This is a genomic window from Methylobacterium sp. ME121, assembly GCF_000974725.1.
Lineage (GTDB): Bacteria > Pseudomonadota > Alphaproteobacteria > Rhizobiales > Beijerinckiaceae > Methylobacterium > Methylobacterium radiotolerans.
This window is the reverse complement of the sequence record NZ_BBUX01000047.1, coordinates 1-25817: the sequence shown is the minus strand read 5'-3', so window position 1 is coordinate 25817 and position 25817 is coordinate 1. Positions and strand designations below refer to the sequence as shown.

The 25817-nt window shown below is 72.3% G+C and carries 32 protein-coding genes and 1 tRNA gene; 15 read left to right on the top strand and 18 right to left on the bottom strand.

Features of this window, described 5'->3' with window-relative positions; genetic code table 11:
* Positions 1–2 precede the first annotated feature (2 nt).
* A complete protein-coding gene (gene egtB / locus ME121_RS23005; RefSeq protein ID WP_059409630.1) occupies positions 3–1271 on the bottom strand; it encodes an ergothioneine biosynthesis protein EgtB in 1269 nt (422 codons plus the stop codon).
* Positions 1272–1569: 298 nt separating this feature from the next.
* Here egtB and murI point away from each other — a divergent pair, with 298 nt between their 5' ends.
* A complete protein-coding gene (gene murI / locus ME121_RS23000) occupies positions 1570–2445 on the top strand; it encodes a glutamate racemase (RefSeq protein WP_012317785.1) in 876 nt (291 codons plus the stop codon).
* 166 nt (positions 2446–2611) lie between these two features.
* Here the strand turns inward: murI and ME121_RS22995 are convergent, their stop codons facing one another.
* Entirely contained in the window at positions 2612–2788 is a 177-nt protein-coding gene (locus ME121_RS22995; RefSeq protein ID WP_234741356.1) for a hypothetical protein, read from the bottom strand.
* A gap of 443 nt (positions 2789–3231) precedes the next feature.
* Positions 3232–3444, bottom strand: a complete 213-nt coding sequence (locus ME121_RS22990) for a hypothetical protein (RefSeq protein ID WP_012317783.1) — start codon at positions 3442–3444, stop codon at positions 3232–3234.
* Between the two features lie 258 nt (positions 3445–3702).
* Here ME121_RS22990 and ME121_RS22985 point away from each other — a divergent pair, with 258 nt between their 5' ends.
* The 4 genes from ME121_RS22985 to ME121_RS22970 all read left to right on the top strand — a co-directional run bounded on the left by ME121_RS22985 (position 3703) and on the right by ME121_RS22970 (position 6061).
* The gene (locus ME121_RS22985) at positions 3703–3915 is read left to right on the top strand and encodes a hypothetical protein (RefSeq protein WP_012317782.1); all 213 of its coding nucleotides are present in this window, start codon (positions 3703–3705) and stop codon (positions 3913–3915) included.
* A gap of 106 nt (positions 3916–4021) precedes the next feature.
* The gene (locus tag ME121_RS22980) at positions 4022–4279 is read left to right on the top strand and encodes a hypothetical protein (protein WP_012317781.1); all 258 of its coding nucleotides are present in this window, start codon (positions 4022–4024) and stop codon (positions 4277–4279) included.
* A gap of 138 nt (positions 4280–4417) precedes the next feature.
* Positions 4418–5059 carry a DUF47 domain-containing protein gene (locus ME121_RS22975; RefSeq protein WP_012317780.1) on the top strand — a complete coding sequence of 214 codons (642 nt, stop codon included), beginning with the start codon at positions 4418–4420 and terminating at the stop codon, positions 5057–5059.
* A 15-nt stretch (positions 5060–5074) separates the two neighbouring features.
* On the top strand, positions 5075–6061 hold the full coding sequence (locus ME121_RS22970; protein WP_012317779.1) for an inorganic phosphate transporter: 987 nt from the start codon (positions 5075–5077) through the stop codon (positions 6059–6061).
* A 30-nt stretch (positions 6062–6091) separates the two neighbouring features.
* On the opposite strand, the gene ME121_RS22965 is transcribed toward ME121_RS22970, so the two are convergent.
* From ME121_RS22965 to ME121_RS22950, 4 genes are all read right to left on the bottom strand, one after another.
* Positions 6092–6412: a GCG_CRPN prefix-to-repeats domain-containing protein gene (locus ME121_RS22965; protein WP_024830966.1), complete on the bottom strand. Its 321-nt coding sequence runs from the start codon at positions 6410–6412 to the stop codon at positions 6092–6094.
* A gap of 66 nt (positions 6413–6478) precedes the next feature.
* Complete coding sequence (locus ME121_RS22960; protein ID WP_012317777.1) at positions 6479–6742, bottom strand: GCG_CRPN prefix-to-repeats domain-containing protein; 264 nt, start codon at positions 6740–6742, stop codon at positions 6479–6481.
* A gap of 181 nt (positions 6743–6923) precedes the next feature.
* On the bottom strand, positions 6924–8297 hold the full coding sequence (locus ME121_RS22955; RefSeq protein WP_059409629.1) for a sensor histidine kinase: 1374 nt from the start codon (positions 8295–8297) through the stop codon (positions 6924–6926).
* Positions 8297–9031, bottom strand: a complete 735-nt coding sequence (locus tag ME121_RS22950; protein ID WP_012317775.1) for a response regulator — start codon at positions 9029–9031, stop codon at positions 8297–8299. The genes ME121_RS22955 and ME121_RS22950 overlap by 1 nt, the downstream gene beginning before the upstream one ends.
* A 149-nt stretch (positions 9032–9180) precedes the next feature.
* Here ME121_RS22950 and ME121_RS22945 point away from each other — a divergent pair, with 149 nt between their 5' ends.
* Positions 9181–10260 (top strand): tartrate dehydrogenase, encoded by a 1080-nt coding sequence (locus ME121_RS22945; protein WP_024830968.1) that lies wholly within the window; start codon positions 9181–9183, stop codon positions 10258–10260.
* 25 nt (positions 10261–10285) lie between these two features.
* On the opposite strand, the gene ME121_RS22940 is transcribed toward ME121_RS22945, so the two are convergent.
* A complete protein-coding gene (locus ME121_RS22940) occupies positions 10286–11341 on the bottom strand; it encodes a zinc ribbon domain-containing protein (protein WP_058608166.1) in 1056 nt (351 codons plus the stop codon).
* Positions 11342–11609: 268 nt separating this feature from the next.
* Between ME121_RS22940 and ME121_RS22935 the strand changes: the two genes are divergently transcribed.
* From ME121_RS22935 to ME121_RS34070, 4 genes are all read left to right on the top strand, one after another.
* Positions 11610–12062, top strand: a complete 453-nt coding sequence (locus tag ME121_RS22935) for a cupredoxin domain-containing protein (RefSeq protein WP_024830970.1) — start codon at positions 11610–11612, stop codon at positions 12060–12062.
* A gap of 4 nt (positions 12063–12066) precedes the next feature.
* A complete protein-coding gene (locus ME121_RS22930) occupies positions 12067–12486 on the top strand; it encodes a thiol-disulfide oxidoreductase DCC family protein (RefSeq protein WP_024830971.1) in 420 nt (139 codons plus the stop codon).
* Positions 12487–12490: 4 nt separating this feature from the next.
* Positions 12491–12706: a hypothetical protein gene (locus tag ME121_RS22925; RefSeq protein WP_012317770.1), complete on the top strand. Its 216-nt coding sequence runs from the start codon at positions 12491–12493 to the stop codon at positions 12704–12706.
* A gap of 415 nt (positions 12707–13121) precedes the next feature.
* Positions 13122–13256, top strand: a complete 135-nt coding sequence (locus ME121_RS34070) for a hypothetical protein (RefSeq protein WP_012317769.1) — start codon at positions 13122–13124, stop codon at positions 13254–13256.
* Between the two features lie 560 nt (positions 13257–13816).
* Here the strand turns inward: ME121_RS34070 and ME121_RS22920 are convergent.
* Positions 13817–13901: transfer RNA gene (locus ME121_RS22920), tRNA-Leu, on the bottom strand.
* A gap of 67 nt (positions 13902–13968) precedes the next feature.
* Complete coding sequence (leuC, locus tag ME121_RS22915; protein WP_012317768.1) at positions 13969–15381, bottom strand: 3-isopropylmalate dehydratase large subunit; 1413 nt, start codon at positions 15379–15381, stop codon at positions 13969–13971.
* Positions 15382–15624: 243 nt separating this feature from the next.
* On the opposite strand from leuC, the gene ME121_RS22910 reads away from it, so the two are divergent.
* Together ME121_RS22910 and ME121_RS22905 are read left to right on the top strand one after the other, a co-directional pair.
* Positions 15625–16590 carry a 2-hydroxyacid dehydrogenase gene (locus tag ME121_RS22910; RefSeq protein ID WP_024830972.1) on the top strand — a complete coding sequence of 322 codons (966 nt, stop codon included), beginning with the start codon at positions 15625–15627 and terminating at the stop codon, positions 16588–16590.
* On the top strand, positions 16587–17483 hold the full coding sequence (locus ME121_RS22905; RefSeq protein WP_059409628.1) for an AprI/Inh family metalloprotease inhibitor: 897 nt from the start codon (positions 16587–16589) through the stop codon (positions 17481–17483). The genes ME121_RS22910 and ME121_RS22905 overlap by 4 nt, the downstream gene beginning before the upstream one ends.
* 29 nt (positions 17484–17512) lie before the next feature.
* Here the strand turns inward: ME121_RS22905 and ME121_RS22900 are convergent, their stop codons facing one another.
* From ME121_RS22900 to ME121_RS22885, 4 genes are all read right to left on the bottom strand, one after another.
* On the bottom strand, positions 17513–18127 hold the full coding sequence (locus tag ME121_RS22900) for a cytochrome b (protein ID WP_024830974.1): 615 nt from the start codon (positions 18125–18127) through the stop codon (positions 17513–17515).
* A 67-nt stretch (positions 18128–18194) separates the two neighbouring features.
* A complete protein-coding gene (locus ME121_RS22895; protein ID WP_024830975.1) occupies positions 18195–18761 on the bottom strand; it encodes an NAD(P)H-dependent oxidoreductase in 567 nt (188 codons plus the stop codon).
* A 184-nt stretch (positions 18762–18945) separates the two neighbouring features.
* Positions 18946–19605: a class I SAM-dependent methyltransferase gene (locus tag ME121_RS22890; RefSeq protein WP_012317763.1), complete on the bottom strand. Its 660-nt coding sequence runs from the start codon at positions 19603–19605 to the stop codon at positions 18946–18948.
* Positions 19606–19607: 2 nt separating this feature from the next.
* Positions 19608–20771, bottom strand: coding sequence for a glycosyltransferase (locus ME121_RS22885; protein ID WP_012317762.1), 1164 nt, complete (start codon positions 20769–20771; stop codon positions 19608–19610).
* A gap of 136 nt (positions 20772–20907) precedes the next feature.
* Here ME121_RS22885 and ME121_RS22880 point away from each other — a divergent pair, with 136 nt between their 5' ends.
* Entirely contained in the window at positions 20908–22122 is a 1215-nt protein-coding gene (locus ME121_RS22880; protein WP_059409627.1) for a DNA topoisomerase IB, read from the top strand.
* A gap of 35 nt (positions 22123–22157) precedes the next feature.
* Here the strand turns inward: ME121_RS22880 and ME121_RS22875 are convergent, their stop codons facing one another.
* On the bottom strand, positions 22158–22844 hold the full coding sequence (locus ME121_RS22875; protein ID WP_012317760.1) for a LuxR C-terminal-related transcriptional regulator: 687 nt from the start codon (positions 22842–22844) through the stop codon (positions 22158–22160).
* A gap of 212 nt (positions 22845–23056) precedes the next feature.
* Positions 23057–23953 carry a GGDEF domain-containing protein gene (locus ME121_RS22870; RefSeq protein WP_059409626.1) on the bottom strand — a complete coding sequence of 299 codons (897 nt, stop codon included), beginning with the start codon at positions 23951–23953 and terminating at the stop codon, positions 23057–23059.
* A 74-nt stretch (positions 23954–24027) separates the two neighbouring features.
* On the opposite strand from ME121_RS22870, the gene ME121_RS22865 reads away from it, so the two are divergent.
* Positions 24028–24384: a hypothetical protein gene (locus ME121_RS22865; RefSeq protein ID WP_059409625.1), complete on the top strand. Its 357-nt coding sequence runs from the start codon at positions 24028–24030 to the stop codon at positions 24382–24384.
* On the opposite strand, the gene ME121_RS22860 is transcribed toward ME121_RS22865, so the two are convergent.
* Positions 24356–24745 carry a hypothetical protein gene (locus ME121_RS22860; protein WP_012317757.1) on the bottom strand — a complete coding sequence of 130 codons (390 nt, stop codon included), beginning with the start codon at positions 24743–24745 and terminating at the stop codon, positions 24356–24358. The genes ME121_RS22865 and ME121_RS22860 overlap by 29 nt on opposite strands.
* Before the next feature lie 146 nt (positions 24746–24891).
* Positions 24892–25122: a hypothetical protein gene (locus ME121_RS22855; protein ID WP_059409624.1), complete on the bottom strand. Its 231-nt coding sequence runs from the start codon at positions 25120–25122 to the stop codon at positions 24892–24894.
* 292 nt (positions 25123–25414) lie between these two features.
* On the opposite strand from ME121_RS22855, the gene ME121_RS22850 reads away from it, so the two are divergent.
* Positions 25415–25817, top strand: a 403-nt coding sequence (locus ME121_RS22850) for an AAA family ATPase (protein WP_491892863.1), incomplete at its 3' end; no start/stop codon positions are given.

The window sequence follows — 25817 nt, the reverse complement described above, 5'->3', positions numbered from 1 at the left end:
CGTCAGGCGGCATCGGCGAGGCGCAGGCCCGTGAACTGCCAGCGCTGGTGCGGATAGAAGAAGTTGCGGTACGGCAGGCGGGCATGGCCCTCGGGAGTCGCCACCGACGAGCCCCGCAGCACGAACTGGTTGGCCATGAACTTGCCGTTGTACTCGCCGAGCGCGCCCGGGAGCGGCCGGTAGCCCGGATACGGGACGTAAGCGCTGCGGGTCCATTGCCAGACGAGGCCGAAGGCGTCCGGCAGGCCGCCGTCGCGGGCCGCGACCTCCCACTCGAACTCGGTCGGCAGGAAGCGGCCGGCCCAGCGGGCGTAGGCGTCGGCCTCGTAGTAGCTGACGTGGGTGACGGGCGCGTCGAGGTCCACCGGGCGCTCGCCGCCCAGCGTCATGGTCGCCCACCCCTCCCCGGCGCGGCGCCAGTAGCCGGGAGCCTCCCAGCCCTCCGCCGGCCCGGCATACCAGCCGTCCGAGAGCCACAGCTCCGGCTTGGCGTAGCCGCCATCCTCCATGAAGGCGAGCCACTGGCGGTTGGTCACGAGCGCCCGATCGATCCGGCCGGCCGGGATCAGCGTCTCGTGCCGCGGGGATTCGTTGTCGAACGAGAAGCCCTCCCCCGCGTGCCCGATCCAGGCGATCGCGCGGTCGAGCGTGACCTGGCCGTCCTGCGCCGCCGCCTTCGGGAACCGCCAGTCCGGGTCGTAGGCCGGGTTGAGCGGGTTCTGCGCGAAGGCGTGCAGGATGTCGGTGAGGAGGAGCTCCTGGTGCTGCTGCTCGTGGTAGAGGCCGATCTCCAGGATCGGCAGCACCGCCTCCAGGGCGCGCTCGGAGGCCTGGCCCAGCAGGGCCTCGACGGCGCGGTCGATATGGGCCCGGTAGGCGGCGACCTCCGCCATGGTCGGGCGGGTGATCATGCCGCGCTGGATGCGCGGCTGACGGGGACCCGCCGCCACGTAGTACGAATTGAACAGATAGTGCAGCCGCGCGTCGTAGATCGCGTAGCCCGGCAGGTGCTCCCGGAGCAGGAACTGCTCGAAGAACCACGTGACGTGCGCCCGGTGCCACTTGGTCGGGCTGGCGTCGGCCATCGACTGGACCTGCTGGTCTTCCGGCGAGAGCGGCGCGGCGCGGCGCTCGGTCTCGCTCCGGACCTGCCGGTAGGCGGCGATCCAGGCGGCCCGGTCGATCGGCCGGGCGGTGACCGGCGGCGGCGGGAAGGCCGGTGCCGCAGGGTCGCGTGTCTCGTCCGGGCGCAGTGCGGCTGTCGCTGCCATGACGATGGTCCCTTGTTTCAGGCCTGACCGAGAACCGTCTTCTCGACCTTGGCCGGCGCGCAGAAGATATGTTCCGGCCGTGCTCCGACAACCTCTGCGACAGCGCTCTTCCGCGACAGGGGGCTCGCTCGACGTCGAGGTCGGGCGGCCACCTGCGCGTCTCCGGCTTCTTCGCCGCGGCCGCGCGGCGGTTAACGGAACGGGTTGGGGATCACGGGTCTTTCTCTCGCCGCAGTGAGACTGCCTTAACCCTCGCTGCCGAGATTTTGGGACGCTCTTCGAGGAGTCCGGGGTTCTCATGCGGATCGATCTGATGGCCGGGGCCAGCCTGTCCGCCGCCGCGCTGCGCTGCGCCGCCGAGCCGACCATCCTGGTGTTCGATTCCGGCCTCGGCGGCCTGACCGTTCTCGACGCCGTGCGCCGCGCCCGCCCGGACGCACGCTACGTCTACGTGGGCGACGACGCGGCCTTCCCGTACGGCCGGCTCTCGGAGGCGACCCTCGTCGCGCGCGTCCTCACCGTGATGGAACGGCTGGTCGCGACCCACCGGCCCGACCTCGTGGTGATCGCCTGCAACACCGCCTCGACGCTGGTCCTCCCGGCTCTGCGCCAGCGCTTCACCACGCCCTTCGTGGGGGTCGTGCCGCCGATCAAACCGGCCGCCGAGGCGACGCGCTCGCGGCTCGTCACGCTGCTGGCGACGCCCGGCACGGTGGCGCGCTCCTATACCCACGACCTGATCGCGACCTATGCCGGCACCTGCGCGGTGACGCTGGTCGGCTCGCAGAACCTCGCCGGCTTCGCGGAGGCCGAGCTCGCGGGCGCGCCGGTGGACGACGCCGCCCTCGCCGCCGAGATCGCCCCCTGCTTCGTCGCCGAGGCCGACGGGCGGCGCACCGACGTGGTCTGCCTCGCCTGCACCCATTACCCGCTGCTGCTACCGCGCCTCCAGGCGGTGGCGCCCTGGCCGGTCACCTGGATCGACCCGGCGCCCGCCATTGCCCGGCGCGTGGTGCAGCTGATCGGCCCCCGCCCCCGCGAGGCGGACCGGCACGGCTCGGCGCTCGGCGCCTTCACGGCCGGCACCTGCCTGACCGATGCCCTGCGCGCGGCCCTCGCCGACCGGGGCATCGGCGACGTCGCCGTCGAGGCGGTCCCGCTGCCGATGCAGTGAGGCGCCGCGGCGCCTCGCGTCCTGCCAGGACTCGATCGACCAGGACTCGATCGATCAGGACTCGATCGGGGCGTGACCGGCTCAGCCCGGCAGGTCTCTCGCTGCGCCGCTTCGGCCGGACAGGTCGCTCGGGTGCCGCGTAGGGCGTCCTCCGAGAGGACGCTGCCTACCGAGTGGTGTGCTCACCCGCGGTCTGCGCCGTCGCGACCGGGGCCGCGGCCGCGTCTGCCTCGGCGGGGACGACGAGATGGACGAACAGCATGCCGGCCGCGACGATCAGCGCGAGGGCGAGGATGCGCCACAGCTCCAGGATCGGCTCCTGCGCCGGGGCATCCTGAGTCACTCGGTTCGTCTCGCTCGGCATCGCTTCCGCTTTCCCGCCTCTGACAACCCGGATCGGACACCCGGAGGATGAACGCTTCGTAAAACCCGCCCCGATCGGGCCGGCCCGCGACGACGGCGCTGGGCGCGGCGTCGGGATCGTCGCCGCCACCGCAAGGCACCGGGAGCGGACGCTGGCGATCGCCACGCCGATCCGGGCGCTGTCGCAGCGGAATGGGGCCACAGCAGGACGGGCTCGGTTCCGCGGCGTGCGGTGCCGCACCGGGCGACGCTGCGGTCGGGGTGCGGTCTCTGTCTCGAGGCCGAGCGGAGGCAGCACCCCGTCATCCCGGGGCCGCGTCGCGGAGCCCGGGCGCCGGATCCGCCGGATTGTCCCGGTCGTCCGGGCCGGAGATGCCTGTCTGCCGGATCGATCTTCTCGCCCGCGGGGCCGCTCCGGCGGGCCTACGCGGCGACCGGCAGGGCCGCGACCTCGCAGCTGTCGGCGCGCAGGCGCCAGTCGACCACCCGGGCGTCGGCGCAGAGAAGCGCCTTGGCCTGCCAGACGGCCGACACCTCCGACGACGCCCGGACCAGGATCGAGCGCTGCCGCACCCGGTGCTCGTGGCCAGTATCGTCCGCGACGGTCTTGTAGAAGGTGACGCGATAGAGGCGCATGGTTCGGGCTCCGGTCTGGCGCGGGGATCGTCGGAGACCGGGCCGGCGCGCGCATTGATCCCGCGCAAGGACAGATCCTGCGCAAGGACACGGCGCCCGCGTCGACCCTGGGCGGTCGAGGCGACGCAATCAGTTGTCGACAGTTAAATACCGCTCGATACAGGGCGTTGATTGCATTGCCGGGAATGTTCTAGCTTCCTCCACGATCGTGCGCGTCCCCGAGTGGTCCGCGGCGGGGCTCCGGTCCGGGAGTGCCTGATGTTCGAGAGTGTGTTCTGGGGCGCGGTACTCGTCGCGCTGATCGGGTCAGCCGCGCTGGTGGCGATCGGCGCCAGCGTCCAGCCGCGGTTGGGTCGCAAGATGGACGTGGACGCGCGCCTCTCCGATTCCCGCCGGACCTTCGGGCGCAAGCGGCGCTGGGCGCGCCCGCCGCGGACAACGCGGCGCCTCCGCCTGCTCCCCCTGCGGTGACGGGCGCTGCACCAAAGACGTACATCTCCCGCCGACGGCCCGCGTGATAGCCTCCGATCGACTGCGGAAATGCAGTGTTCACGCCGGGCTGGAGGGATCGGTACTGATGAGCGTGCGTCAGATTTGTGATCAGGTTCGGATCGCCGAGCAGGCGTTCACCGCCGCGCTCGGCAACATGAAGGCCACAGGCCTGCGCGAGGCGCTGACCCGCGAGCTGCAGGAGATGGAGAGCGCCGAGATCGACGCCGGTCAGGACGCGGCCTCGGCGCGGTCGGCCTCGTGGAAGCGGGTGAAGATGCTGCACGGGCTCGGCTACCCGGTCGATTTCGGCTGGCTTCACGCCGCCGCCAGCCCGGCCCGCTGAGCGGGGCCGGCCGCCGGCCGGCGATGCTTCCGACGGATTGTTTGCCGGCTTCCGGATCGGGTCGGCGCTTTCGCCCGTTGTGCCTGCCGGGTGTTGTCGCACCCGGCCGACGCGCCGACCTCTCGATCCGGACACGACATGCTGGCTTGGTTTCGCGCCCTGATGCCGCGGGAGGACCGGTTCTTCGACCTCTTCGAGCGCCACGCGCGAACGCTCGAGGATGGCGCGGCCGCGCTGCGTTCCCTTCTCGACGGGACTCAGGCCGTGCCGGCGGCCTACGCGGCGATCGCGGCCCACGAGGACGCGGCGGATGAGATCACCCGGGAGGCGCTGCTGGCGGTCCGCCGGACCTTCATCACGCCGTTCGACCGCGGCGACATCCAGGCCCTGGTCGGCTCCCTCGACGACGCCATCGACCAGATGCTCAAGACCGCCAAGGCGGTCCAGCTCTTCGAGGTCAGCACCTTCGAGCCGGCGATGCGTGAGATGGGCGCGGTCATCCAGGAAGCCGCACAGGTCACCGCCGAGGCGCTGCCGAAGCTGCGGGCCCTCGGCGAGAACGCCGCCGCGCTGAACAGCCTGACCGAGCGCGTCATCGAGCTGGAGGGGCGGGCCGACGACCTGCACAATGACGGCCTGAAGGCCCTGTTCAAGGCCTCGGGGCGGGACCCCATGGCCTTCCTCGTCGGGTCCGAACTGTACGGCCATCTGGAGAAGGTCATGGACCGGTTCGAGGACGTGGCGAACCAGATCAGCAGCATCGTCGTCGAACATGTCTGAGCCGCAGGTCGCCGCGTGACGCTCCTCGTCGTCCTCATCGTCCTCGCCCTGGTCTTCGACTTCCTGAACGGGCTGCACGACGCCGCCAACTCCATCGCCACCATCGTGTCGACGCGGGTGCTGGCGCCCCGCTACGCCGTGTTCTGGGCGGCGTTCTTCAACTTCGTCGCCTTCCTGGTCTTCGGCCTGCACGTCGCCGGCACGGTGGGCTCGGGCATCATCGACGTCGCCACGGTGGACGACCGGGTCATCATGGGCGCCCTCGGCGGCGCCATCACGTGGAACCTCGTCACGTGGTACGCCGGGATCCCGTCCTCCAGCTCCCACGCCCTGATCGGCGGCCTGCTGGGCGCCGGCATCGCCAAGGCGGGAGTCGGCGTGATCGTCTGGCCCGGCGTCATCGCCACCAGCGCCGCCATCGTCCTCTCGCCGGCCCTCGGCTTCGCCCTGGGGCTGCTGCTGATGCTGGCCGTCTCGTGGATCTTCGTCCGCGCGACGCCGCACGCCGTCGACCGCCTGTTCCGGGGCCTGCAATTCGTCTCGGCCTCGCTCTACTCGCTCGGCCACGGCGGCAACGACGCCCAGAAGACCATGGGCATCATCGCGGCCCTGCTCTACGCTCACGGCGAGAGCGGGGCCTTCCACGTGCCGCTCTGGGTGGTGCTGTCCTGCCAGACCGCCATGGCCCTCGGCACCCTTCTGGGCGGCTGGCGCATCGTCCACACGATGGGCTCGAAGATCACGCGGCTGTCGCCCATGCAGGGCTTCTGCGCCGAGACCGGCGGCGCCGCGACGCTGTTCGCCGCGACCGCCTTCGGCATCCCGGTCTCGACCACCCACACGATCACGGGCGCCATCGTCGGCGTCGGCGCGGCGCGGCGGGTCTCGGCGGTCCGCTGGAACGTCGCGCAGGGCATCGTGATCGCCTGGGTGATCACGATGCCGGCCGCGGCCCTGGTCGCGGCCCTGACCTACGCGGCGTCGGGGCTCGTCCTGCCATAGGGGACGGGCGCGGCCGGATCCGGCACCGGTTCACCAGCGATGGCGCCAACCGCCATGATGCCAGCCGCCGTGCCATCCCCCATGCCAGCCGGCATGGCGGAACCCGCCCCAGCGATAGCCGCCCCACGCGAACCGCCGGTGCCAAGGGTAGCGGTAGCCGTAGTGCCACCGATAGCCGACCCGCGGATAGACCGGGACGTAGACGAACGGCCGATAACCGAGATTCGGGCGGCACCAGCCGTAGGGATTGCGGTGAAAGCCGGGACCGCAGCCGTCGCGCGCCTCGGCGCTCGAACCGGCCATCAGAACCCCAGCGGCGAGCGCCACGGGCATGACGAGGGTGCGGATCATGACTCAACTCCAGCGAAGTCTCGACGGGAGTCCGGCCGCGGGGCCGGGCGAGGAACGGGGGGCGGCTCAGTTCGGCCAGCAACGGCGCCCATAGGGACCGATGTGGAAGCCCGCCGGGCACGAGCGGCCGCGAACGTAGCCGCCCCACTGGCCGCCGGTGCGGCAGCCGCCGTAGGGGCCGCGATGCCCGTAGGGACCGCAGCCGCCGTAGACCTGGATGATCCGGGCGCCGTCGGCCCCGTCGGAGACCGCGTCCTGAACCAGCGGCAGCGCCGAGGCGGGGACCGCGAGGCCGACGAGGAGCGCGGCCGGGACGAGAACCTTCAACATCGATGATCTCCTTCCGCTCGATCGGGCAGTCCGGCCTTGAGCCGACCGCCGCCGCCGGGGCGGAGGATCCGCCGCGGCGTGTGAGCGAAGGTTCGTCCGCGCGCGCTTCCCGGATGTGACCGGGCCGCGCCGTCCTGTAACGATGTGTAACGGCCGGTTGCCTGCTCGTTGCCGCCCGCGTTCAGGACAGGCTCGGCAGGGTCACGACGAGCCGCGCGCCGCCTTCCGCACCGGCCTCCGCCACTACCGTGCCGCCGTGGGCCTCGGCGATCTGCCGGCTGATGGCGAGGCCGAGGCCGGTCCCGCCGGTCTGCCGGCTGCGCGAGCGCTCGACCCGGTAGTACGGGCTGAACACCGCCGTCCGCTCGGCCTCGGGAATGCCCGGCCCGTCATCCTCGACCACGATCCGGCAGACCGTCCCGGCCCGGCTCACCGCCACCGCCACCGAGGAGCGCCCGAACTTGACGGCGTTCCCGATCAGGTTGGCGACGACCCGGCGCAGGGCGACCGCGTCGCCGGCCACCGTGGCGTCCCGCACCTCCTCGCCGGTCAGGCTGATCGTGGCGCCCTGCGCGGCGTGCTCGGCCACCTCGACGGCGACGAGATCGGCGAGGTCCACAGGCGCCCGCGTCGCCTCGACCGCGGTGCCGCGGGCGAATCCCAGCGACGCGTCGATCAGCTCGGTCATGGCGTCGAGATCCGCCACCAGCTTGTCCCGGAGCGTCGGCTCCGCCACCGCCTCCGCGCGCAGGCGCAGCCGGGTCAGGTAGGTCTTGAGGTCGTGCGAGATGGCGCCGATCAGCAGCGAGCGCTCGGCCATAAGGCCCGCGATCCGCTCCTGCATGCCCTGCACCGCCTGGGCGAGGCGCCGGATCTCCGGCGCGCCCCGGGGCGCGCTCACCCGCTCCGGGGCGCGGCCGTCGAACCGGGTGACCGCGTCGGTCAGGCGCCGCAGCGGCGCGAGTTCGTGGCGCGTGCCGACCAGGACGAGTCCCGCCGCCGCGGCGCCCAGCACCGCCACCCAGAGGCTCAGCGGCTGGCCGAACAGCCACGGCATGAGCGAGCGATGGTGCTGGGCCGCGGTGATCACCGCGTACCGGCCGTCGGGCAGCCGGTAGGTCGCCAGCGCGAGGCGCCCGACCGGTCCGGTGCGCTCCGCTGGGTCGATGTTGGCCGGATCGACGCCGCGGCGCAGCAGGGTGGCGTCGGTGTAGGCCTGGACGCGGTCGGCCGGCTCCGCCGTCATCCGGCGAAGCCGGGCTTCGAGGTGGGGCTCGCGGATCAGGTCGGTCGTCTCGGGCGACGCGTCGACGATCTCCGCCCGCAGCACCTCGCCGCTCACCGCCCTCAGGATGGCCGGTCTCTGAGCGGGATCCGCGTCGCGCAGCAGCGTCATGATGCCGGCAGCCTGATCGACCCGCGGGAAGCGGGAGCCGGTGGGCCACCGCTCCTCCCGGCGCTGCCAGTGATCCAGGGCCACTGTGGCGAGGACGAGGAGTGAGAGGGCGCCCAGCAGGAGCAGCATGATGCGCCCGAGGAGCCCGATGCGGCCCATCACGGGGCTCCGGAGCGGACCGGGGCGGCGAGGATGTAGCCGGCGTTGCGCACGGTCTTGAGCAGGGACGCGGCCTGGCTGCCCGAGGCGTCGAGCTTGTGCCGCAGTCGGCTCACCTGGACGTCGATGGTGCGATCGAAGGCGTCGGCGGTCCGGCCGCGGGTCCAGTCGAGGAGCTGGTCGCGCGAGAGCACACGCTGCGGCCGGGTGACGAAGCAGTGGAGCAGGTCGTACTCGGCGCTGGTCAGCGGGACCTCGGCGGCGGGCTCACCGGTGAGCACCGTGCGGGCCGCGAGATCGACCACGAGGTCGGCGACGCTCAGCCGCTCGCTCGCGGCCTCGGCGGCCTGGACGCCGGCGCCGTGGGCCCGTCGCAGGACCGCGCGGATCCGGGCCAGCAGGACCCGCGGGTTGAACGGCTTCGAGACGTAGTCGTCGGCGCCCATCTCCAGTCCGAGGACCCGGTCGATGTCCTCATCCTTGGCGGTCAGCATCACGATGGGTGGCCCGCCCGATTCACGCAGGCGGCGGCAGATGGACAGGCCGTCCTCGCCGGGCAGCATCCAGTCGAGGACGACGAGGTGCGGCGCGACGCCCGACGCGAGCAGGCGGTCGAGGGCCGCGCCACCGTCGAGGGCGACGGTGCGGAACCCCTCGCCCTCCAGGTAGCCGGCGAGCAGGGCCCGGATGTCGGGATCGTCCTCGACGATGGCGATGGTGGTGCCCTCGTGCATCGGGCGAGCATAGGGGCGGCGGACGGCACGGCAACGCGAAACTGCGCGGTGTCACAAAACGTTACACGTCCCGATCCGGACGCCGAGCCCGCGCCACCGTCAGGGTTCGCTTACTCGCCTCGCCCCCGAAGACGCTCGAGAAGACACCTATGACGAAGACCTACACCATCGCGGCCATTCCCGCGGACGGCATCGGCGTCGAGGTCATCGCCGCCGGCATCGAGGTGCTCGACGCGCTGGCCGAGAAGGCCGGCTCCTTCGCCTTCCGGTTCGACCATTTCGACTGGGGCTCGGACTACTACAAGAAGCACGGCGTGATGATGCCGGCCGACGGCCGCGAGCAGATCCGGAACCACGACGCGATCTTCTTCGGCGCCGTGGGGGCGCCGGACGTGCCCGATCACATCACCCTCTGGGGCCTGCGGCTCGCGATCTGCCAGCCCTTCGACCAATACGCCAATGTCCGCCCGACCCGGATCCTGCCGGGCATCACCAGCCCGCTGCGCAACGTCTCGGGTCCGGAACTCGACTGGGTGATCGTGCGCGAGAACTCGGAGGGCGAGTATGCGGGCGTCGGCGGCCGGGTCCACCAAGGCCATCCCAACGAGGTCGCCACCGACGTCTCGATGATGACCCGCTCGGGCGTGGACCGGATCATCCGCTACGCCTTCGAGCTCGCCCGCACCCGCCCGCGCAAGTTGCTCACCGTCGTCACCAAGTCCAACGCCCAGCGCCACGCCATGGTGATGTGGGACGAGATCGCCGCCGAGGTCGCGAAGGACTTCCCGGACGTGACCTGGGACAAGATGCTGGTCGACGCCATGACGATGCGGATGGTGACGAAGCCCGAGACCCTCGACACGATCGTGGCGACGAACCTGCACGCCGACATCCTGTCGGACCTCGCGGCGGCGCTCGCCGGGTCGCTCGGCATCGCACCGACCGCCAACATCAACCCGGAGCGGACCTTCCCGTCGATGTTCGAGCCGATCCACGGCTCGGCCTTCGACATCGCCGGCAAGGGCATCGCCAACCCGATCGCGACCTTCTGGACGGCGTGTCAGATGCTCGAGCACCTCGGCGAGAAGCCGGCGGCCGACCGGCTGATGCGCGCGGTCGAGCGGGTCACGGCGGATCCAGAGTTGCACACGCCGGACCTCGGCGGCACGGCGACGACCCGTCAGGTCACCGACGCGGTCATCGCGGCGATCCGGGGCGACAACGCCTGAGGCGCAACCGGGTGTCCGGGCGGCCTCAGGTCACCGCGCTCGCGAGATCCGGGCTCCGGGTGCCGCAGGCGCGGCAGAAGCGCTCGAAGGTGCTCTTGCGCTGCGCGCAGGACGGGCAGTGCGCGAAGATGCCGAGGCCGCAATGGGGGCAGAAGTTCGTGCTCGCGTCGTCGAGGGCGATCGGCCGCTCGCAGCCGGGGCACGCCTTCTTGGCGAGGCGCGCCAGGGCCTGGTCGGTGGCGATCTCGGTCCGCCGCTCGGCGTCCGGGCGCGCCTCCACCACCGCCTGCCGGGCGCGGTAGGCGTGCAGCGCGTTGATCGCCGCGCGACCCGCGACCAGCGTGACGATCACGCCGACGCCGTACTGCACGTAGCCGCCGTAGCTCGGCATGTAGGGGACGAGCTCGACGAAGAACGCGAAGGCCGCCGCGAAGGCGAAGCCCCACACGAACGGCCAGTTGCGGGTGCGGCGGCGCTTGAGCAGGAGCCATCCGGCGAGGGCCAGCAGCGGCAGCGTCAGGGCGAGGCGATAGCCGAAGACGCGCAGTTCCTGGCCGCGCTCGGCCGCGTCGAGCCGCGCCTGCGCCGCCGCCCGCAGATCGCTGTCCACGCGCAGCTGCGCCGCCTCGCGCTCCGACAGGTCGAGCCCCGTCCGCGCCAGGGCCGCGAGCCGCTCCTCGACGCTGCGCTCGGCGGCCTTCAGCGCGTCGAGCTGCTGGGTGCGCGCGACGAGCCCGGGATCCTGGTCGACCCGCTGGGTGGCGTCCCGAGTCTTCAGCCAGTTGGCGAAGGTCTCGCGCGCGCCCTCGGAGGCGGACTGCGCAGCCTCGAGGGCGAGCTGATCCTGCTCGACCTTCCGTCGGTTGTCGTCCTGCTCCCGGCGGATCTGCTTGAGGGCCTCGGCCGACGCCGTGCCCTGGTCGGTGTCGAGGAACTGGTCGAGGGTGTAGCGGTGCTCCACCTGCGGCAGATCGCCGACGACCAGCGATCCCAGCCCGATCAGGAACCACGCGAAGACGAGCGCGACGAGCCAGAGCGCCAGCGTGAACCAGCGTTCGGAGAGCCTTGAACCGGACCGCACGCGAATCGACCTCGCCGAAAACCGTAGCGGGTCCTTATATCCCGCGTCGCGTTCCGGGATACGCGGGCCGAGCCTGAGGGGAGAGTGCCGCCACCGCGGACGGGCGGCTCCACCGGGGCCGCGAGCGCGATCGGCGGCATCCCGACAATCGGACCCCTCCGTACCCGGACGGGTGCGGCGTTGCGCCCGGGAACGTCGCCGAGCGCACCGCCTTTTCCGGCGGTGCGCTCGCGGGCCGCGCCGACCCTCCAACCGGGACTGACTCCACATGCTGACACTCGTGCGCGGATCGGCGACGCTCCTGGTTCTCCTGGCCGCAGGGCCGGCTCTCGCTCAGGGCAAGCCCCTGCCGCAGCCTGCCACCGACGCGATGCCGCCCGTGGAACTGACGATCAGCCTGAAGGACGGCAAGCCGGTCTGCGCCCCGGCCGAGCTCAAGCTTCCGGCCGACACCAACGTCGCGCTGAACATCGTGAGCAGCGCCGACGCGCCGGTCACGATCACCGCGCCCGGGCAGTTCGAGAACGGCCTCGTGCTGCACGCCGACGGCGACCTGGTGCATGTCGCCAGCGAGAAGGGCTACACGGTCAAGCAGAACGGGAAGGGCACGCTGCGCCTGCGGACGATGAAGGCCGGGCAGGAAGAGTACGCCTGCACCAGCACGCGCAACGCCGACGCGCCCTTCAAGGGCAAGCTGGTCCTGAGCCCGGCGGCGAACTGAGACCGTGGGCACCGGCGCGGCCACGGCCGACGAACGCTCCGACGGGCCGCTCAGCGTCTACTACGACGGCGGCTGCCCGCTGTGCCGCGCCGAGATCGACCAGTATCGCCGATGCGCCGGCGCGGGCCAGGTCGCCTTCGTCGATGTCGGCCGCGGAGCGACCGAGCCGGTGCTCGGCCCGGATCTCGACCGGGATCGGGCCCTGCGGCGCTTCCACGTCCGGACCGCGGACGGGCAGCTGATCTCCGGTGCGGCCGCGTTCGCGCGCCTCTGGCGGACCCTGCCCGGCTGGCGCTGGCTCGGCCGCGTGGTCGACCTGCGCGTCCTGGGCGCGCGCCCGGTGCTCCCGCTCGCCGAATTGGCCTACCGGCTGTCCCTGCCGCTGCGGCCGCGCTTGGCCCGGCTGATCGCCCGCCTGCGGTGAGCCGATGGCCACCCGCTGCGTCCACTACGTCGGCTTCCGTGATGACCGGTACTGGAACGCCTACCGGATCTTCGGCGGCCCGCGCGTGATCCACCGGCGCTGGGATTTCTACGCGACCCGCGATGTCGGACCGGACGACGTGGTGGTCTTCGCCGAGGGTGACGAGACGCAGCCCGTCGCCGACCGGAACGCGACCGACCTCGACGAGCGCTGGCTGTAGCGGTCCAGCCCGGCCTGCGCACTCCTGTCGCGACGCGGCGCGGGCGGCAGGTCGGACATAGGATCGGGACGCGGCAGAAGGCTTGCCAGGCCGCCCGCGCTCTCGGCCCCGCCCCGATCTGCTCACGGGGCGGGGGAGCGCCTGATCTCACCAGCGAGTGAGCCGAGCCGATACGCAACTTGGCTCGAAGATAGATTGACCGACCGGGGTTACCGATACGTGCCGCGTGCCGCGGAACGGCGGTCCCGCGCGGGGATTCCGGAAACAGGACCGGCGCCGGTGGACCGGGCGCTTCCGCGGATGGCGCCCCGCGCGTCCGCGTCGGGCGCCGTCCAGTATCTTAAGAGGTATTGATCCCGCACAAGAAATCGTCAGTCTGACAGCAAGGTTCTACCCGAGATCGAGGAGGTCCGCGGTGGTCGAGATCCGTATGTCGGAGGACAACGACGGCCGCTGGACGGTCTACGCGCCGGGGCTCGTGGTCACCGATCTGACGCACGAGGAAGCCGAGGCGTTCGCCGCGAGCTACCGTCGCGTCACCGCAGCCTGATCGAGGACGCGCCGCGCGGCGGTGCCGGCGGGGCCGAGCGACGATCCCCGGAGGGATGTCGCGCCGTCGCGAGCACCGCGCCAGCGGAACGCCCGGCGCGAAAAAACCGCCGCGGCCGGAGCCGGGCGGTTCGAGGTGATCTCGCTGGGGAATGTCGAGGTCCGGTCTACGCGCGGGACGGTGGTGCGGTTCCGAGACCGCGGCGCACGGTGGTTGGCCCGGGCCCGGGATCTTCCGTCGAATCGGCGAGGCCCCTCGCCCCCCAGCCTGTCCGACGGCCGCCAGCACGATTCGCGTGAGGGCCGGCAGGCCACGCCATCGAGCGCCTCGTTCTGCAGACCGCTGCCTCCGCGCGCCCGATCCTCGGCAGGTCCGCGTCGGCGAAGACCCGACACCCGGATGCGCGCCGCCGATCCCCGAACGAGGGAGGCGCGACCGGTATCCGGGCCGTCAATCGAACCTCGACGGCTCGCGGCGGGGTCCCGGAGACCGGTCCGGAGTTCTCGGCCTCTAGAAACAACAAAGCCCGCCAAGGCTTTGGCGGGCTGCTGTCAGGCATTTGGTGCCCAGGAAAGGACTCGAACCTTCACCTCTCGCGAGACTGGTACCTGAAACCAGCGCGTCTACCAATTCCGCCACCTGGGCTCGCCGTCGGCCATCGGCCGGCGACGGCTCCGTTTAGGCAACGGAGCCGCCGGCGTCAATCGGGATTTCAGCCCTGCGGCCACTCCCGGATGTCGACGAAGCGTCCGGCCACCGCCGCGGCCGCCGCCATGGCGGGAGACACGAGGTGTGTGCGCCCGCGCGGACCCTGCCGGCCCTCGAAGTTGCGGTTCGACGTCGAGGCGCAGCGCTCGCCCGGACGCAGCTTGTCCGGGTTCATGCCGAGGCACATCGAGCAGCCCGGCTCGCGCCAGTCGAAACCCGCCGCCTTCAGGATCTTGTCGAGACCTTCGGCCTCCGCCTGCGCCTTCACGAGGCCGGAGCCCGGCACGATCATCGCCGAAACACCCTCGTGCACCTTCCGGTCGCCGACGACCCGCGCGACCTCGCGCAGATCCTCGATGCGGCCGTTGGTGCAGGAGCCGATGAAGATCCGGTCCAGGGTGATGTCGGTGATCCGGGTCCCCGGCGTCAGGCCCATGTAGGCCAGCGCCTTCTCCTTCGACTGCCGCTTGTTCTCGTCGGCGATCTCGGACGGGTCCGGGATGCGGCCCTGCACCGAGATCACGTCCTCGGGGCTCGTGCCCCAGCTGACGATCGGCGGCAGGTTGGCCGCGTCGAGGCGCACCTCGCGGTCGAAATGCGCGCCCGCGTCGGTGACGAGGCTCTCCCAGTAGCGGCGGGCCGCGTCGAAGGCCGCGCCCTTCGGCGCCTTGGGGCGGTCCTTCACGTAGGCGAAGGTCGTCGCGTCGGGGGCGACCATGCCGGCGCGGGCCCCTCCCTCGATCGACATGTTGCAGATCGTCATCCGGCCCTCCATCGAGAGGGCGCGGATCGCCTCGCCGGCGTACTCGATGACGTGGCCGGTGCCGCCGGCGGTCCCGATCTCGCCGATGATCGCGAGGATGATGTCCTTCGCGGTCACGCCGGGCGGCAGCGTGCCGTCGACGGAGACGCGCATGTTCCTGGCCTTGCGCTGCACCAGCGTCTGGGTGGCGAGCACGTGCTCGACCTCCGAGGTGCCGATGCCGTGGGCCAGCGCCCCGAAGGCGCCGTGCGTCGAGGTGTGCGAATCGCCGCACACGATCGTCTGGCCGGGCAGTGTGAAGCCCTGCTCGGGGCCGATGATGTGGACGATGCCCTGGCGGCGGTCGAGGGCGTCGTAGAACTCGATGCCGAAGTCGCGCACGTTCTCGGCGAGCGCCTCGAGCTGCGTGCGGCTCTCGGGATCGTCGATGCCCTGCGACCGGTCGGAGGTCTGGACGTTGTGGTCCACGACGGCCAGCGTCTTCTCCGGATGGCGCACCTTGCGGCCCGCCACGCGGAGACCCTCGAACGCCTGCGGGCTCGTCACTTCGTGAACGAGGTGCCGGTCGATGTAGAGGAGGCTGGAGCCGTCCGGCTGGACATCGACGACGTGGTCGTCCCAAATCTTGTCGTAGAGGGTGCGCGGGCTGGTCATCGGTCTTCGTCTTCGGCGAATGGGGTCGGTGCAGAACTCTCGCGATGATGCGTGGTCCTTAGTAGGCATCGCGCGCGGTTTTCGAAAGAGGCGAGCCCTGTGCCGGTCGATTGGCCGCCCGGCTGATCCGCGCGGTTGTCACCGCGGCGGCTCCGACGCGCTGGCGCGCCACCCCGCACAGGCTCTATGCCGGGACGGGGGAGGCGGCCGGCACCGACGAACGGCCGAACGTGGGAGTGAACGATGGCTGAGGCCCCGGCAGAGATCCTGTTGCTCCGGAAGATGCACCCGCTCGTGGAGAAAGCCTTCGACGGACGATACGGGGTCCACCGGCTGGCGGAGGCCGCGGACCCGGAGGCTCTGCTCGCCGAGATCGGCCCGCGGATCCGCGCGCTCTGCGTCGGCGGCGCGGTGGACGGGGCGCTGATGGACCGGCTGCCGAACCTCGAGCTGATCGCGAATTTCGGCGTGGGCTACGATGCCGTCGACGCCGCCGGAGCGCGGCAGCGCGGCATCGTCGTCACCAACACGCCGGACGTGCTCACCGACGAGGTCGCCGACCTCGCCCTCGGCCTCGTCCTCGCCACCCTGCGGCGGATCCCGCAGGCCGACCGCTACCTGCGCGACGGCCACTGGCCCAAGGCGCCCTTCCCGCTCACGGCGTCCCTGCGCGGGCGGCGGGTCGGCATCCTCGGTCTCGGCCGGATCGGGCGGGCGATCGCCCACCGGCTGGAGAGCTTCGGCGTCGAGATCGACTATCACGGCCGCAGCCGGCAGGCGGACGTGCCCTACACGTATCACGACACGCTGCTCGGCCTCGCCCGCGCGGTCCACATCCTGATCGTGGTGGCGCCCGGCGGCGCCGACACGCGCAACCTCGTGAACGCGGCCGTGCTGGAGGCCCTCGGTCCCGAGGGCATCCTGATCAACGTCGCCCGCGGCACCCTCGTCGACGAGGCGGCGCTGACCGCGGCGCTGCGGGCCGGTACGATCCTCGGCGCCGGCCTCGACGTGTTCGAGAACGAGCCGCACGTGCCCGCGGATCTCGCCGCCCTCGACAACACGGTGCTGCTGCCGCATGTCGGGTCGGCCTCCGAGCACACCCGCGCGGCGATGGCCCAGCTCGTCGTCGACAACGTCGTCTCGTGGTTCGAGGGGCGGGGTCCGCTGACGCCCGTGGCCGAGACACCCTGGAGACCGACCGCGTGAGACAGGCTCGGGCCGCCCTGCTGGCCGCATCGGCGCTGATCGCGGCCGCCGCGATCGTCCGACCGGCCGCCGCCCAGGACGTGCCCGCGGCCACAGACGAGGCCGCACCGCCGTCCCCTCCTCCGGCCGCGGAGACGCTCGCGGCGCCCCCGGCTCCGACCGCGCCGCCGAGCCTCCCCGAGAAGCTCGGGCAGGTGCCGGGAACCTGGGACCTGTCGCGGGACGGCACCAACCGCCGCTGCGTCATGACGCTGGTGCTCGACAGCGGCGAGGCGGGGCAGCGGCTGCGCTTCCCGGCCGGATGCCGGCGGGCCCTGCCGATCCTGAACGGGGTTGCCGGCTGGCTCTTCGTCGACGGGGCCGTCCGCCTCGTCGACCGCAACGTCCGCCCGGTCCTCGACTTCGCCAAGCGGCCGGACCAGCGCAGCCTCGTCGCCCAGGCCGAGGGCGGCGAGCGCTACAGTCTCGTTCCCCTCGACATCGTCGCGATGCGGCCGGCCGACGCGGCGGCCGCACCCGAGATCGCGCCGGCGGATCCGGCAAACCCGGCCCCCTCCCCGCTCCGGACGGCGGCCCGGGTCCCGGCCGAGCTACAGCCGGCGGCGACCGCCTCGGCGGGGCCGGCGCCGGGCCTCTACGCCCTCGACCGCTTCCAGCAGCGCGACACCTGCCGGATCAACCTCGATGGGAGCGGCGGCGGCGTCCACATCGTTCCCGGCTGCCACGACAGTGGCCTGGAGGTGTTCGACCCGGTGCGCTGGCGCTACACGAACGGCCGGATGACGCTGACCGCCAAGCGCGGCCACAGTATCGACCTCGTGCCGAGCGGCGACGGTCGCTGGCGGCGCGATCCCGAGGTCGGCACCACCTTCGTCCTGCGCCGCGTCGATTGACCGCCCCGCGCGGCCCGATGTCGGTCGGGTCAGCGAGACGAGCCGCGCCCGTCCTGGACCGGGAGCATCCGCTCCAGCAGCCCGTCGCGCCGGATGACCAGGTGCCACGCCGTGCCGGCGATATGCAGCAGGACCAGGGCGTAGACGAGCCACTGGCCGAAGACGTGGATCGACTCGAAGACCTTTTGGGTCGCGTCATCCTTCGGCAGTCCCGGAATCGTGAACAGCCAGAAATACGGCGTGTCGCGTCCCGACAGCGCGCTCAGCAGGTAGCCGCTGATCGGCATGATCAGGAAGATCGCGTACAGCAGGTAGTGGTTGACGCGCCCGATCAGCGTCAGGAGCCGGGGCGCCTGCGGGTCCGGCGGCGCGGGCCGGACCATCCGCCAGACGATCCGCAGGACCACGATCGCCAGGATCGTCAGGCCGACCGACTTGTGCAGCACGAACATGCTGCCCTTGGCGGGGGTCGGCGGCAGGCTGATCGCGACCCAGGCGAGCGGCAGCACCGCCAGGACCAGGGCGGCGTTCAGCCAGTGCAGCGCCTGCGACACCGGGTGGTAGCGCGGCAGTCCGGACGCCGTGACGTAGGTGGCGGGCAGCGCGGTCGGCGCCTTGCCGGCCGTGAGCGGAGAGCCTGACATGATCCCTCGCGGATGAGCGTGGTCCCGCATCGATCTAGGGCCCGCCTCAGGTCGGGGGAGTCTCCCGTCAGGCTGATGGGCCGGAGGCGGCCGTCCGCGACACGTCGAGCAGGGCGGATAGTTCCGCGGCCGCGGCGCGCAGCCGGACCGACACGGTCTCGTCGACGATGCGTCCGTCCACGAGGTCGTCGGAGCCGGCATAGACCGAGGTCGGCGCGACATGGGCCGCGAAGAAGCCGAACAGCGGCCGGAGCCCGTGCTCGACCACCAGGGCGTGGCGCAGGCCCCCGCCCGTCGCGGTCAGCGCCACCGGCATGCCGATCATCCGGGCCGGGTCGACGAAGTCGAAGACGTGCTTGAACAGCCCGGCATAGCCGCCCTGGTAGACGGGCGTCCCGACGATCAGGGCGTCCGCCGCCTCGATCGCCTCGATGAGGCGCGCGGCCGGCGCCGACAGGTCGTCCCGCTGCGTCGCGCCGAGGCCCGGACCGGCATCGATCAGGTCGTAGACGGCGAGGTCGATCCCGCGCAGGCGCCCGAGCTCGGCGCCGAGGGCCTCGACCAGGATGCGGGTGCGCGAGGGCCGCTTGGCGCTACCCGAGAAGGCGACGACGCGGGCACGGCTGGGCTTCACACTCGACTCGACACTCACCACGAAACCTTCCGCCGCAGCACGCCCCGATCCGGGCCTTCCAACACTCTGGCGCATGCGCGGCACGCGACACGAGTCGATTCGACGGTAACGCATTCCCGCGCCGGATAAAGCCTCGGCGCGGCCGCGCGGGTGGCGGTCCGGCGGGACGGTCTCGACGGAACCGTCATCCCCGGAGCCGCCAGACATGGCTGCGCTTGATCTCGGAATCCTCCAGCGTGCGCGAGACCGGCACCGCGTAGGTCGCGAGGCAGTCGAGGCGGTCCCGTGGCAGGTAGGTGCGGCCCGGGTCGCCGATCAGCACGGTGACGCCCCGCGCCTGCAGGCCGACGAGCCAGGCGGTCACGGCCTCGGCCAGGTCGCGCTCGTAGAACACGTCGGCCGCCAGGACGAGATCGGCCTGGGGATCCGTGGCGAGGAGATCGTCGGAGGTTGCGGCGACGCGGTCGCCGACGCCGTTGGCCGCGGCGTTCAGCCCGATCGCCGCGACGGCGAAGGGGTCGAGGTCGCTGGCGACGACGTGGCGCGCCCCGGCGCGGGCCGCCGCGATCGCCACCAGGCCGGACCCCGAGGCGAAATCCACCACGCGCGCCCCGTCCGCGACGTCCGGGTTGTCGAGGACGTAGCGGGCGAGCGCCTGGCCGCCCGCCCAGGCGAATGCCCAGAACGGTGGCGGCAGCCCGATCGCCTGCAATTCCTCCTCGGTCCGCTGCCAGAGATCCGTCGCCTCATCGGCGACGTGCAGGCGGATCTCGGGCGCGTGGGGGACGGGCAGCAGGCGGGTGTTGCTGCGGATGAAGCCGGCGGGATCGTCCGGTGCGCGCACGGTCAGGCCTCCAGCAGGTCGCGCCACACGGCGCGGACCCGGTCGGTCACCGCGTCCTCGGTGAAGCCACCGGTCTCGATCCGGGCCCGCGCGGCCGCGCCCAGGCCGGCGACGAGACCGGCATCGCCGCTCAGGCGCGCCAGGGCGGCGGCCAGGGCCGGCGCGTCGTCGGGGGGGACCAGCAGGCCCTCGACACCGTCGCGCACGAGGCTGCGGCAGCCCGGGACGTCGGACGCGACCAGCGCCCGGCCGCAGGCGGCGGCCTCCAGCAGCGTCCGCGGCAGGCCCTCGCCGCCGCGGGACGGCAGGCAGGCGACGTGGTGGCCGGCCCAGACCGCCGCCACGTCGGTCGTCGGCCCGTGCCAGACGATGCCGTCGCGGCTCCAGGCGCGCAGGGTGGCGGCGTCGATCGCCCGCCGGTTCGACGGGTCCGGCGCGCCGTACAGCGCCAGCTCCACCGGCGCGCCCTGAGCCCGGGCGAGGCGGACCGCCTCGACGGCGACGTCGATCCCCTTCGACCAGAGCATCCGGGCGACGAGTGCCACTCGCAGCGGCGGCATCGGCGGCAGCGTATGCGGGACGAAGAGCGTCGGATCGACGCCGGCGCCGCCCACGACGGTCACCGACCGGTCGAGCGGGTCCAGGCCCAGGGCCAGGGCGTCGTCGGGGTTCTCGAACAGGAAGCGCGTGCGGGACGAGGCCAGCGGTCCCCGGATCAGCGCGCGCAGGGCGAGGCGCGCCGCCCGCCCGAGCCGGTCGCTGCGGGCGCCGACGAGGCCGAGGCCGGTCAGGGCGAAGACGCGGGCCGGGATGCCCGCCATGGCGGCGGCCGTGCCGCCGACCAGGATGCCGCGCAGGGCGATGCAGTGGACGACGTCGGCCTTCAGCGCCTTCAGGATCGCCGCGAGCTGCCCGGCCGCGTAGCCCGCGGCCATGGGGTTGAGGCTCGCTCGCTCGGCCTCCAGGGGGACGACCTGCGCCCCGGTCGCCTCGATGGCGGCCCGGTGCGCGCGGACCCGCGTCACCACCGCGACCGAGAGACCCATGCCGATGGCGGCGCGGGCCATCGGCAGGAAATGGGAGGCGAAGAACCAGTCCTCGGTCACCACGAAGACCAGGCGGCGCATCGGAACGGGCAGATTCCCGGGGGCGGCATCGGCGTGCATCCCCCCCTCTAGCACGGCGCCGCGGCCCGTCCTGCGGCGGATGTGCAGGCCCGGAACGGCGATCGCGTGCCGCCGGTTGTCCAAGGCCTTCTCGCCGGGCGAGGCAGCCGGGCGGCGTCGATGGGAGGGGCAGGTCATGGCGTGTGTCGAGACGGCGGAGAGCGGCGGAGACCTCCGCGCCGCGGCCGAGGAGGCCGGACTCGTCTACGTCGACGACGGCCGGCCCGGGCTGACCCGCCGCCGCAGCGGCACCGGCTTCCGCTACCTCGACGCGAAGGGCGCGCCGGTGCGCGACAAGGCGGTGCTGGCCCGCATCCGCAGCCTCGCGATCCCGCCAGCCTACACGGATGTCTGGATCTGTCCCCGCCGCAACGGCCACATCCAGGCGACGGGCCGCGACGCCAAGGGGCGCAAGCAGTACCGCTACCACCCGGACTTCCGGCAGGCGCGGGAGGCCAACAAGTTCTCGCGGATCATGGCCTTCGCGGACGCGCTGCCCGGGATCCGCCGACGCGTCGACGCCGACATGAAGCGGCCGGGCCTCTCCCGCGACAAGGTGCTGGCCACCGTGGTCCACCTGCTCGAGACCACGCTGATCCGCGTCGGCAACGACGACTACGCGCGGACCAACAAGAGCTACGGCCTCACGACCCTGCGCGACCCCCACGTCCGGATCGAGGGGGCGGCCCTGTCGTTCCGCTTCAAGGGCAAGAGCGGCAAGACCTGGGACGTGTCGCTGAAGGACCGGCGGGTCGCCCGGATCGTCAAGGCCTGCCAGGATCTGCCGGGGCAGGAGCTGTTCCAGTATCTGGATCCGGACGGCACCCAGCGCGACGTCACCTCCTCGGACGTGAACGCGTACCTGCGCGAGATCACCGGCGAGGACTTCACCGCGAAGGATTTCCGCACCTGGGCCGGCACCGTGCTGGCGGCGCTGACGCTGCGGGAGTTCGAGACCTTCGACAGCGAGGCGGGGGCCAAGCGCAACATCCGCGCGGCCATCGAGAACGTCGCGGGCCGCCTCGGCAACACGCCGACGATCTGCCGCAAGTGCTACATCCACCCGCAGATCCTCGACTGCTATCTGGAGGGCGGTCTGCTCCTGCAGGTGAAGGACGCGGTCGAATCGGAACTCAGCGAGGACCTCTCCAGCCTCCGGCCCGAGGAGGCGGCGGTGCTGGGACTGCTGCAGGCGCGCCTCTCAGCCGCGGAGGACGCCGTCAAGGCCAAGGGACGGGTCAAGCCGGCGGGCGCGCGCGGGCGGGGGGCGAAGGCACCCGAGCGGTCCAAGAGCGGGACGGCAGCGGCCAAGCGCGCGTCCGGAGCCCGGAAGGCGGCCGCGGCCGCCTAGGGGGGCGGTCTCCACGAGACCGCCCGATCCCCCTCTCAGTGCCGGGATTGGTTGTCGTTGCCCGAGGAGCGGCTGTCGGTGCCGCGCCGGACCTGGTCGCCGGAGTCGACCACGGGGGCCAGGCCCAGCTGGCGGGCCAGCGAGACCAGGTCCTTCAGCCGGCCGGTCTGGGTCTTGCGCCGCAGGTTGAGCCGGTGGGTCTCCACCGTGCGCACGCTGAGCGCCAGCCGCCGCGCGACCTCCTTGTTGCTGAACCCGGAGCTGAGGAAGCGCAGGACCTCCGCCTCGCGGGGCGTCAGCCCGAGGCTCTCGCCCGCCTCCGGCGGCATCGCCACCGGCTGCTCCGACGGGACCAGGACGTCGGAGCCCTCCGCGAGGGCGAGCAGTGCCGCGCCGAGCTCGCGCGGCGACTTGGAGCGCGCCACGAAGGCGTCGGCGCCCGCGGCCAGCAGGGCGCGGAGGTCGTCCGCCGTGAGGGCACCGAAGGCGACCAGCGTGCGGAGCGCCGGCTGGCGCTCCTTCAGGGCGACGATGCGGGCGATCCCGTCGGCCAGCCGGATCTCGTCGAGGAAGACCAGGGCGACGCTGCTGCCGGCGTCGGCGCGGTCGAGATCGGCCTCGCCGATGGTGTGGAATTCGGGCATGTGCTCGAGGGTGGCGCGAACCGTCGCGCTCAGGTCCTCCGGCTCATCCAGGATCAGGACGCCAACGGCCGTACTCATGACCTCGCACCTCTCTCTCCCGGCTTGATACAGGCGGCCGGGATCGAAGGCGAAGTTCCAAGATCCGTTCCAGCAACAGCTCGCGAATATTAAGCTTTATATTGGCAGAATCGCTGCCCGAGAACGGATACTCGGCGGATCAATGCGCCGATCTGGGACGACCGTGGGACACCGCCCGACCGACTGTGCCGATCTGGTACGGGCGGTCCGTGTCAGCCCGCGACGGCGTGGACGCCCGTGCCCTGATCCGGGACCACCCGGTTCCGGCCGCCGCCCTTGGCCGCGTAGAGCGCGACGTCCGCCCGCTTGACCAGGGCCTCGACGCTGTCGCCGTCACGCCACGTGCTGACGCCGAAGCTGCAGCTCAGCGCGATCGGACCCTTGGCCCCGCGGATCCGCAGGGCCTGGACGTCGCCGCGCAGGCGCTCGGCATGCGCCACGGCCTCCCCGAGGTCGCGCCCCGGGAGGATGACGGCGAATTCCTCGCCGCCGAGGCGTCCGGCGATCCCGGAGCCGGAGATCAAGTCGGCCACGGCCTTGATCGCCACGTCGCCGACATCGTGCCCGTGCTCGTCGTTGATGCGCTTGAAGTGATCGATGTCGAGGAGGATGGCCGAGACGGCGTCCGGCCGCGGGTCCTGCGCCACGGCGGCGCGCGCGCGGTTGAAGAAGGCGCGCCGGTTGTAGGAGCCGGTCAGCGGATCCGTCTCGGCGAGGCGGATCAGTTCCTCCTGCATGGTGGTCAGGCGCTCGGCCGCGCGCAGGCGCGCGTTCAGCTCCTCGGCGCTCGGCGGCTTCTCGATGAAGTCGTCGGCGCCGCTGTCGAGGGCCTCGGCGAGGCTGCGGACGTTGCGCGCCGACGACATGGTGATGACGTGCAGCGGCCCGCGGGATTCCGCGAGCAGCCGTGCCGACCAGCAGAGTTCGAGTCCGCAGAGCGGCCGCACCTCCAGGCTGGTGATGAGGACACGGACCGCCGGCGTCGCCGCCAGGAATTTCAGCGCCCGCTCCGAATCCGTGAAGGGGTGCACCGCGTGGCCGCGCGGCTCGATCAGGGACGCGATGATCTGCAGCACAACGCGGCTCGAGTCGACGATGACGATCTGCATGGCGTGACCCGCAACTGATATCCGCCGTGTAAGCTGGAAGGCTTAACCTCCCCCCAACGGAGCTGAACCCCGGCATGACCGCGGCCATTACCACTCCGGATCGGCGCTACATCGTTGTCCGGGGCCGTCTGTGGCGCCGCGCCAATCCCGATCTCTCGGACGCCTGCCGCGCGGCGCTGGTGAAGCGCCTCATGGCGGCGCGGCGGGGTGTGAAGGAGGCCAAGCGGGCCGAGCGGGCGGGCGAGCCGGCCGCGGCGGGCGCGCTGGCTTCCGCCAGGGCCGAGGTCGACGCGGCCAAGATCGCGCTCGGCGAGCGCGGGCCGGTCTGGTGGACGGACGGTGCCCCGGACCTCAACCGGCACCTCGTCCGCAACACGCCCTACGCGGCGTGGTTCGCGGCGCTCAGCGCCGGGGAACCTGAACCGCGATGACCCGGGCGCCCGCGACCGGGGCGGCGCCGGCGGCGCGCTCGCCGCGGCGGCCGCGGGGGACGGCGTCGATCACCGTCAGGGTCGGCTGGGCCGCCGGAGCGGCCGGGATGCCGGTCACCGTCGGGACGCCGTAGGTGCCGTAGCTCCAGGGACTGGGCACGATCTGGGTCGGGCGCGGCACCCGCGTCAGCGGGGCGCCGATATAGGTCCCGCGCACGAACTCGCCGGCGAAACTCGGATCGGCGGCGTAGCCGGGCGCGTAGGCCACCGGTGCATAGGGATCGGGGCTCCGGACAGTCTGCGCCGAGGCGGGCGTCGCGGCCGCTACGGCGAGCACCGTCAGGATCATCCGGTTCGCCATGGGGCCGGCTCCGATGGTTGTCGGCGCGCGGTCCGCGCCGGATGCAGGGCCAACAGACCGGATCATCGGCCGTTCCGCGTCTCCAGTCGCGCAGAGTGCGTAAGGCCCCGTCATCCCCGGCCGATGGCCCCCAGAGGTGGGCCCGGTCAGCGGCAGGTGGTGATCCGCCGGACCACCCAGCCCTCGCCCTCGATCCACAGGCGACGGCGGGCCCGACTGCAGGTGACGTCGTCGTCCCGCTCCGCCGAGACGGGATGAACCTGCGGATTGGCCTCGGCGACCTTGGTCTCGGCCGGGCCGTTGGCGGCCTGGGCCGCGAGCGGCCAGGCGAGCATGACGGTGCCGGCTGCGGCGGCAGCGATCGTACGGAGTCTCATGGGGAAATGCGCCCTGCGGCCGTGCTTGGAGGTTCGGTCCAGGAATGCGCGGGCCGACGGTTCGGTTGCATCGCGGTTGCACCGACGGCGCGGCCGGTGCGCTCGCTCACATCGCCGGTGACGGTACCCGGCCAGCGCCGGGTCATGTCGCCGGGGCATGCCGCCCGGCGACGGCGCTTAGACTTCGCGGCTTTCACGGGTAAGGAAGAACAAAACCGGACGCGCCGGTGCCCAGCCGTCCTGCGTGGCCGCCCATCGCGGGCCGCGCGACACGGTCCACGAAGCAGGGTTCATGAGCAAGCCGAAGCCTCCGACCAACGCGCTCCTGACGCCGGAGAAGCGCACCGACGACGTGGACCAGACGATCCGCCCTCTGAGCCTGTCGGAGTTCATCGGTCAGCGTGCGGCGCGTGCGAACATGCAGGTGTTCATCGAGGCTGCGAAGAAGACCGGTCAGGCGCTCGACCACGTGCTGTTCGTCGGTCCGCCGGGGCTGGGCAAGACGACGCTGGCCCAGATCGTGGCGCGCGAGCTGGGCGTGAACTTCCGCTCGACCTCCGGGCCGGTGATCGCCAAGGCCGGCGACCTGGCCGCGCAGCTCACCAACCTGGAGGAGCGCGACGTCCTGTTCATCGACGAGATCCACCGGCTCAACCCGGCGGTCGAGGAGATCCTCTACCCGGCCATGGAAGACT

What these genes read in the sequence shown, in the direction of transcription:
- ME121_RS22960 (WP_012317777.1), bottom strand. Translation starts at nt 6,742, where the DNA reads ATGTTGAAGGTTCTCGTCCCGGCCGCGCTCCTCGTCGGCCTCGCGGTC.
- ME121_RS22860 (WP_012317757.1), bottom strand. Translation starts at nt 24,745, where the DNA reads ATGGCGAACCGGATGATCCTGACGGTGCTCGCCGTAGCGGCCGCGACG.
- ME121_RS22950 (WP_012317775.1), bottom strand. Translation starts at nt 9,031, where the DNA reads ATGCACGAGGGCACCACCATCGCCATCGTCGAGGACGATCCCGACATC.
- ME121_RS22855 (WP_059409624.1), bottom strand. Translation starts at nt 25,122, where the DNA reads ATGAGACTCCGTACGATCGCTGCCGCCGCAGCCGGCACCGTCATGCTC.
- ME121_RS22975 (WP_012317780.1), top strand. Translation starts at nt 4,418, where the DNA reads ATGCTGGCTTGGTTTCGCGCCCTGATGCCGCGGGAGGACCGGTTCTTC.
- ME121_RS22865 (WP_059409625.1), top strand. Translation starts at nt 24,028, where the DNA reads ATGACCGCGGCCATTACCACTCCGGATCGGCGCTACATCGTTGTCCGG.
- ME121_RS22965 (WP_024830966.1), bottom strand. Translation starts at nt 6,412, where the DNA reads ATGATCCGCACCCTCGTCATGCCCGTGGCGCTCGCCGCTGGGGTTCTG.
- ME121_RS22990 (WP_012317783.1), bottom strand. Translation starts at nt 3,444, where the DNA reads ATGCGCCTCTATCGCGTCACCTTCTACAAGACCGTCGCGGACGATACT.
- ME121_RS22875 (WP_012317760.1), bottom strand. Translation starts at nt 22,844, where the DNA reads ATGAGTACGGCCGTTGGCGTCCTGATCCTGGATGAGCCGGAGGACCTG.
- ME121_RS22925 (WP_012317770.1), top strand. Translation starts at nt 12,491, where the DNA reads ATGGCCACCCGCTGCGTCCACTACGTCGGCTTCCGTGATGACCGGTAC.
- ME121_RS22985 (WP_012317782.1), top strand. Translation starts at nt 3,703, where the DNA reads ATGTTCGAGAGTGTGTTCTGGGGCGCGGTACTCGTCGCGCTGATCGGG.
- murI (WP_012317785.1), top strand. Translation starts at nt 1,570, where the DNA reads ATGCGGATCGATCTGATGGCCGGGGCCAGCCTGTCCGCCGCCGCGCTG.
- ME121_RS22885 (WP_012317762.1), bottom strand. Translation starts at nt 20,771, where the DNA reads ATGCACGCCGATGCCGCCCCCGGGAATCTGCCCGTTCCGATGCGCCGC.
- ME121_RS22945 (WP_024830968.1), top strand. Translation starts at nt 9,181, where the DNA reads ATGACGAAGACCTACACCATCGCGGCCATTCCCGCGGACGGCATCGGC.
- egtB (WP_059409630.1), bottom strand. Translation starts at nt 1,271, where the DNA reads ATGGCAGCGACAGCCGCACTGCGCCCGGACGAGACACGCGACCCTGCG.
- ME121_RS22900 (WP_024830974.1), bottom strand. Translation starts at nt 18,127, where the DNA reads ATGTCAGGCTCTCCGCTCACGGCCGGCAAGGCGCCGACCGCGCTGCCC.
- ME121_RS22870 (WP_059409626.1), bottom strand. Translation starts at nt 23,953, where the DNA reads ATGCAGATCGTCATCGTCGACTCGAGCCGCGTTGTGCTGCAGATCATC.
- ME121_RS22910 (WP_024830972.1), top strand. Translation starts at nt 15,625, where the DNA reads ATGGCTGAGGCCCCGGCAGAGATCCTGTTGCTCCGGAAGATGCACCCG.
- ME121_RS22880 (WP_059409627.1), top strand. Translation starts at nt 20,908, where the DNA reads ATGGCGTGTGTCGAGACGGCGGAGAGCGGCGGAGACCTCCGCGCCGCG.
- leuC (WP_012317768.1), bottom strand. Translation starts at nt 15,381, where the DNA reads ATGACCAGCCCGCGCACCCTCTACGACAAGATTTGGGACGACCACGTC.
- ME121_RS22955 (WP_059409629.1), bottom strand. Translation starts at nt 8,297, where the DNA reads ATGGGCCGCATCGGGCTCCTCGGGCGCATCATGCTGCTCCTGCTGGGC.
- ME121_RS22935 (WP_024830970.1), top strand. Translation starts at nt 11,610, where the DNA reads ATGCTGACACTCGTGCGCGGATCGGCGACGCTCCTGGTTCTCCTGGCC.
- ME121_RS22980 (WP_012317781.1), top strand. Translation starts at nt 4,022, where the DNA reads ATGAGCGTGCGTCAGATTTGTGATCAGGTTCGGATCGCCGAGCAGGCG.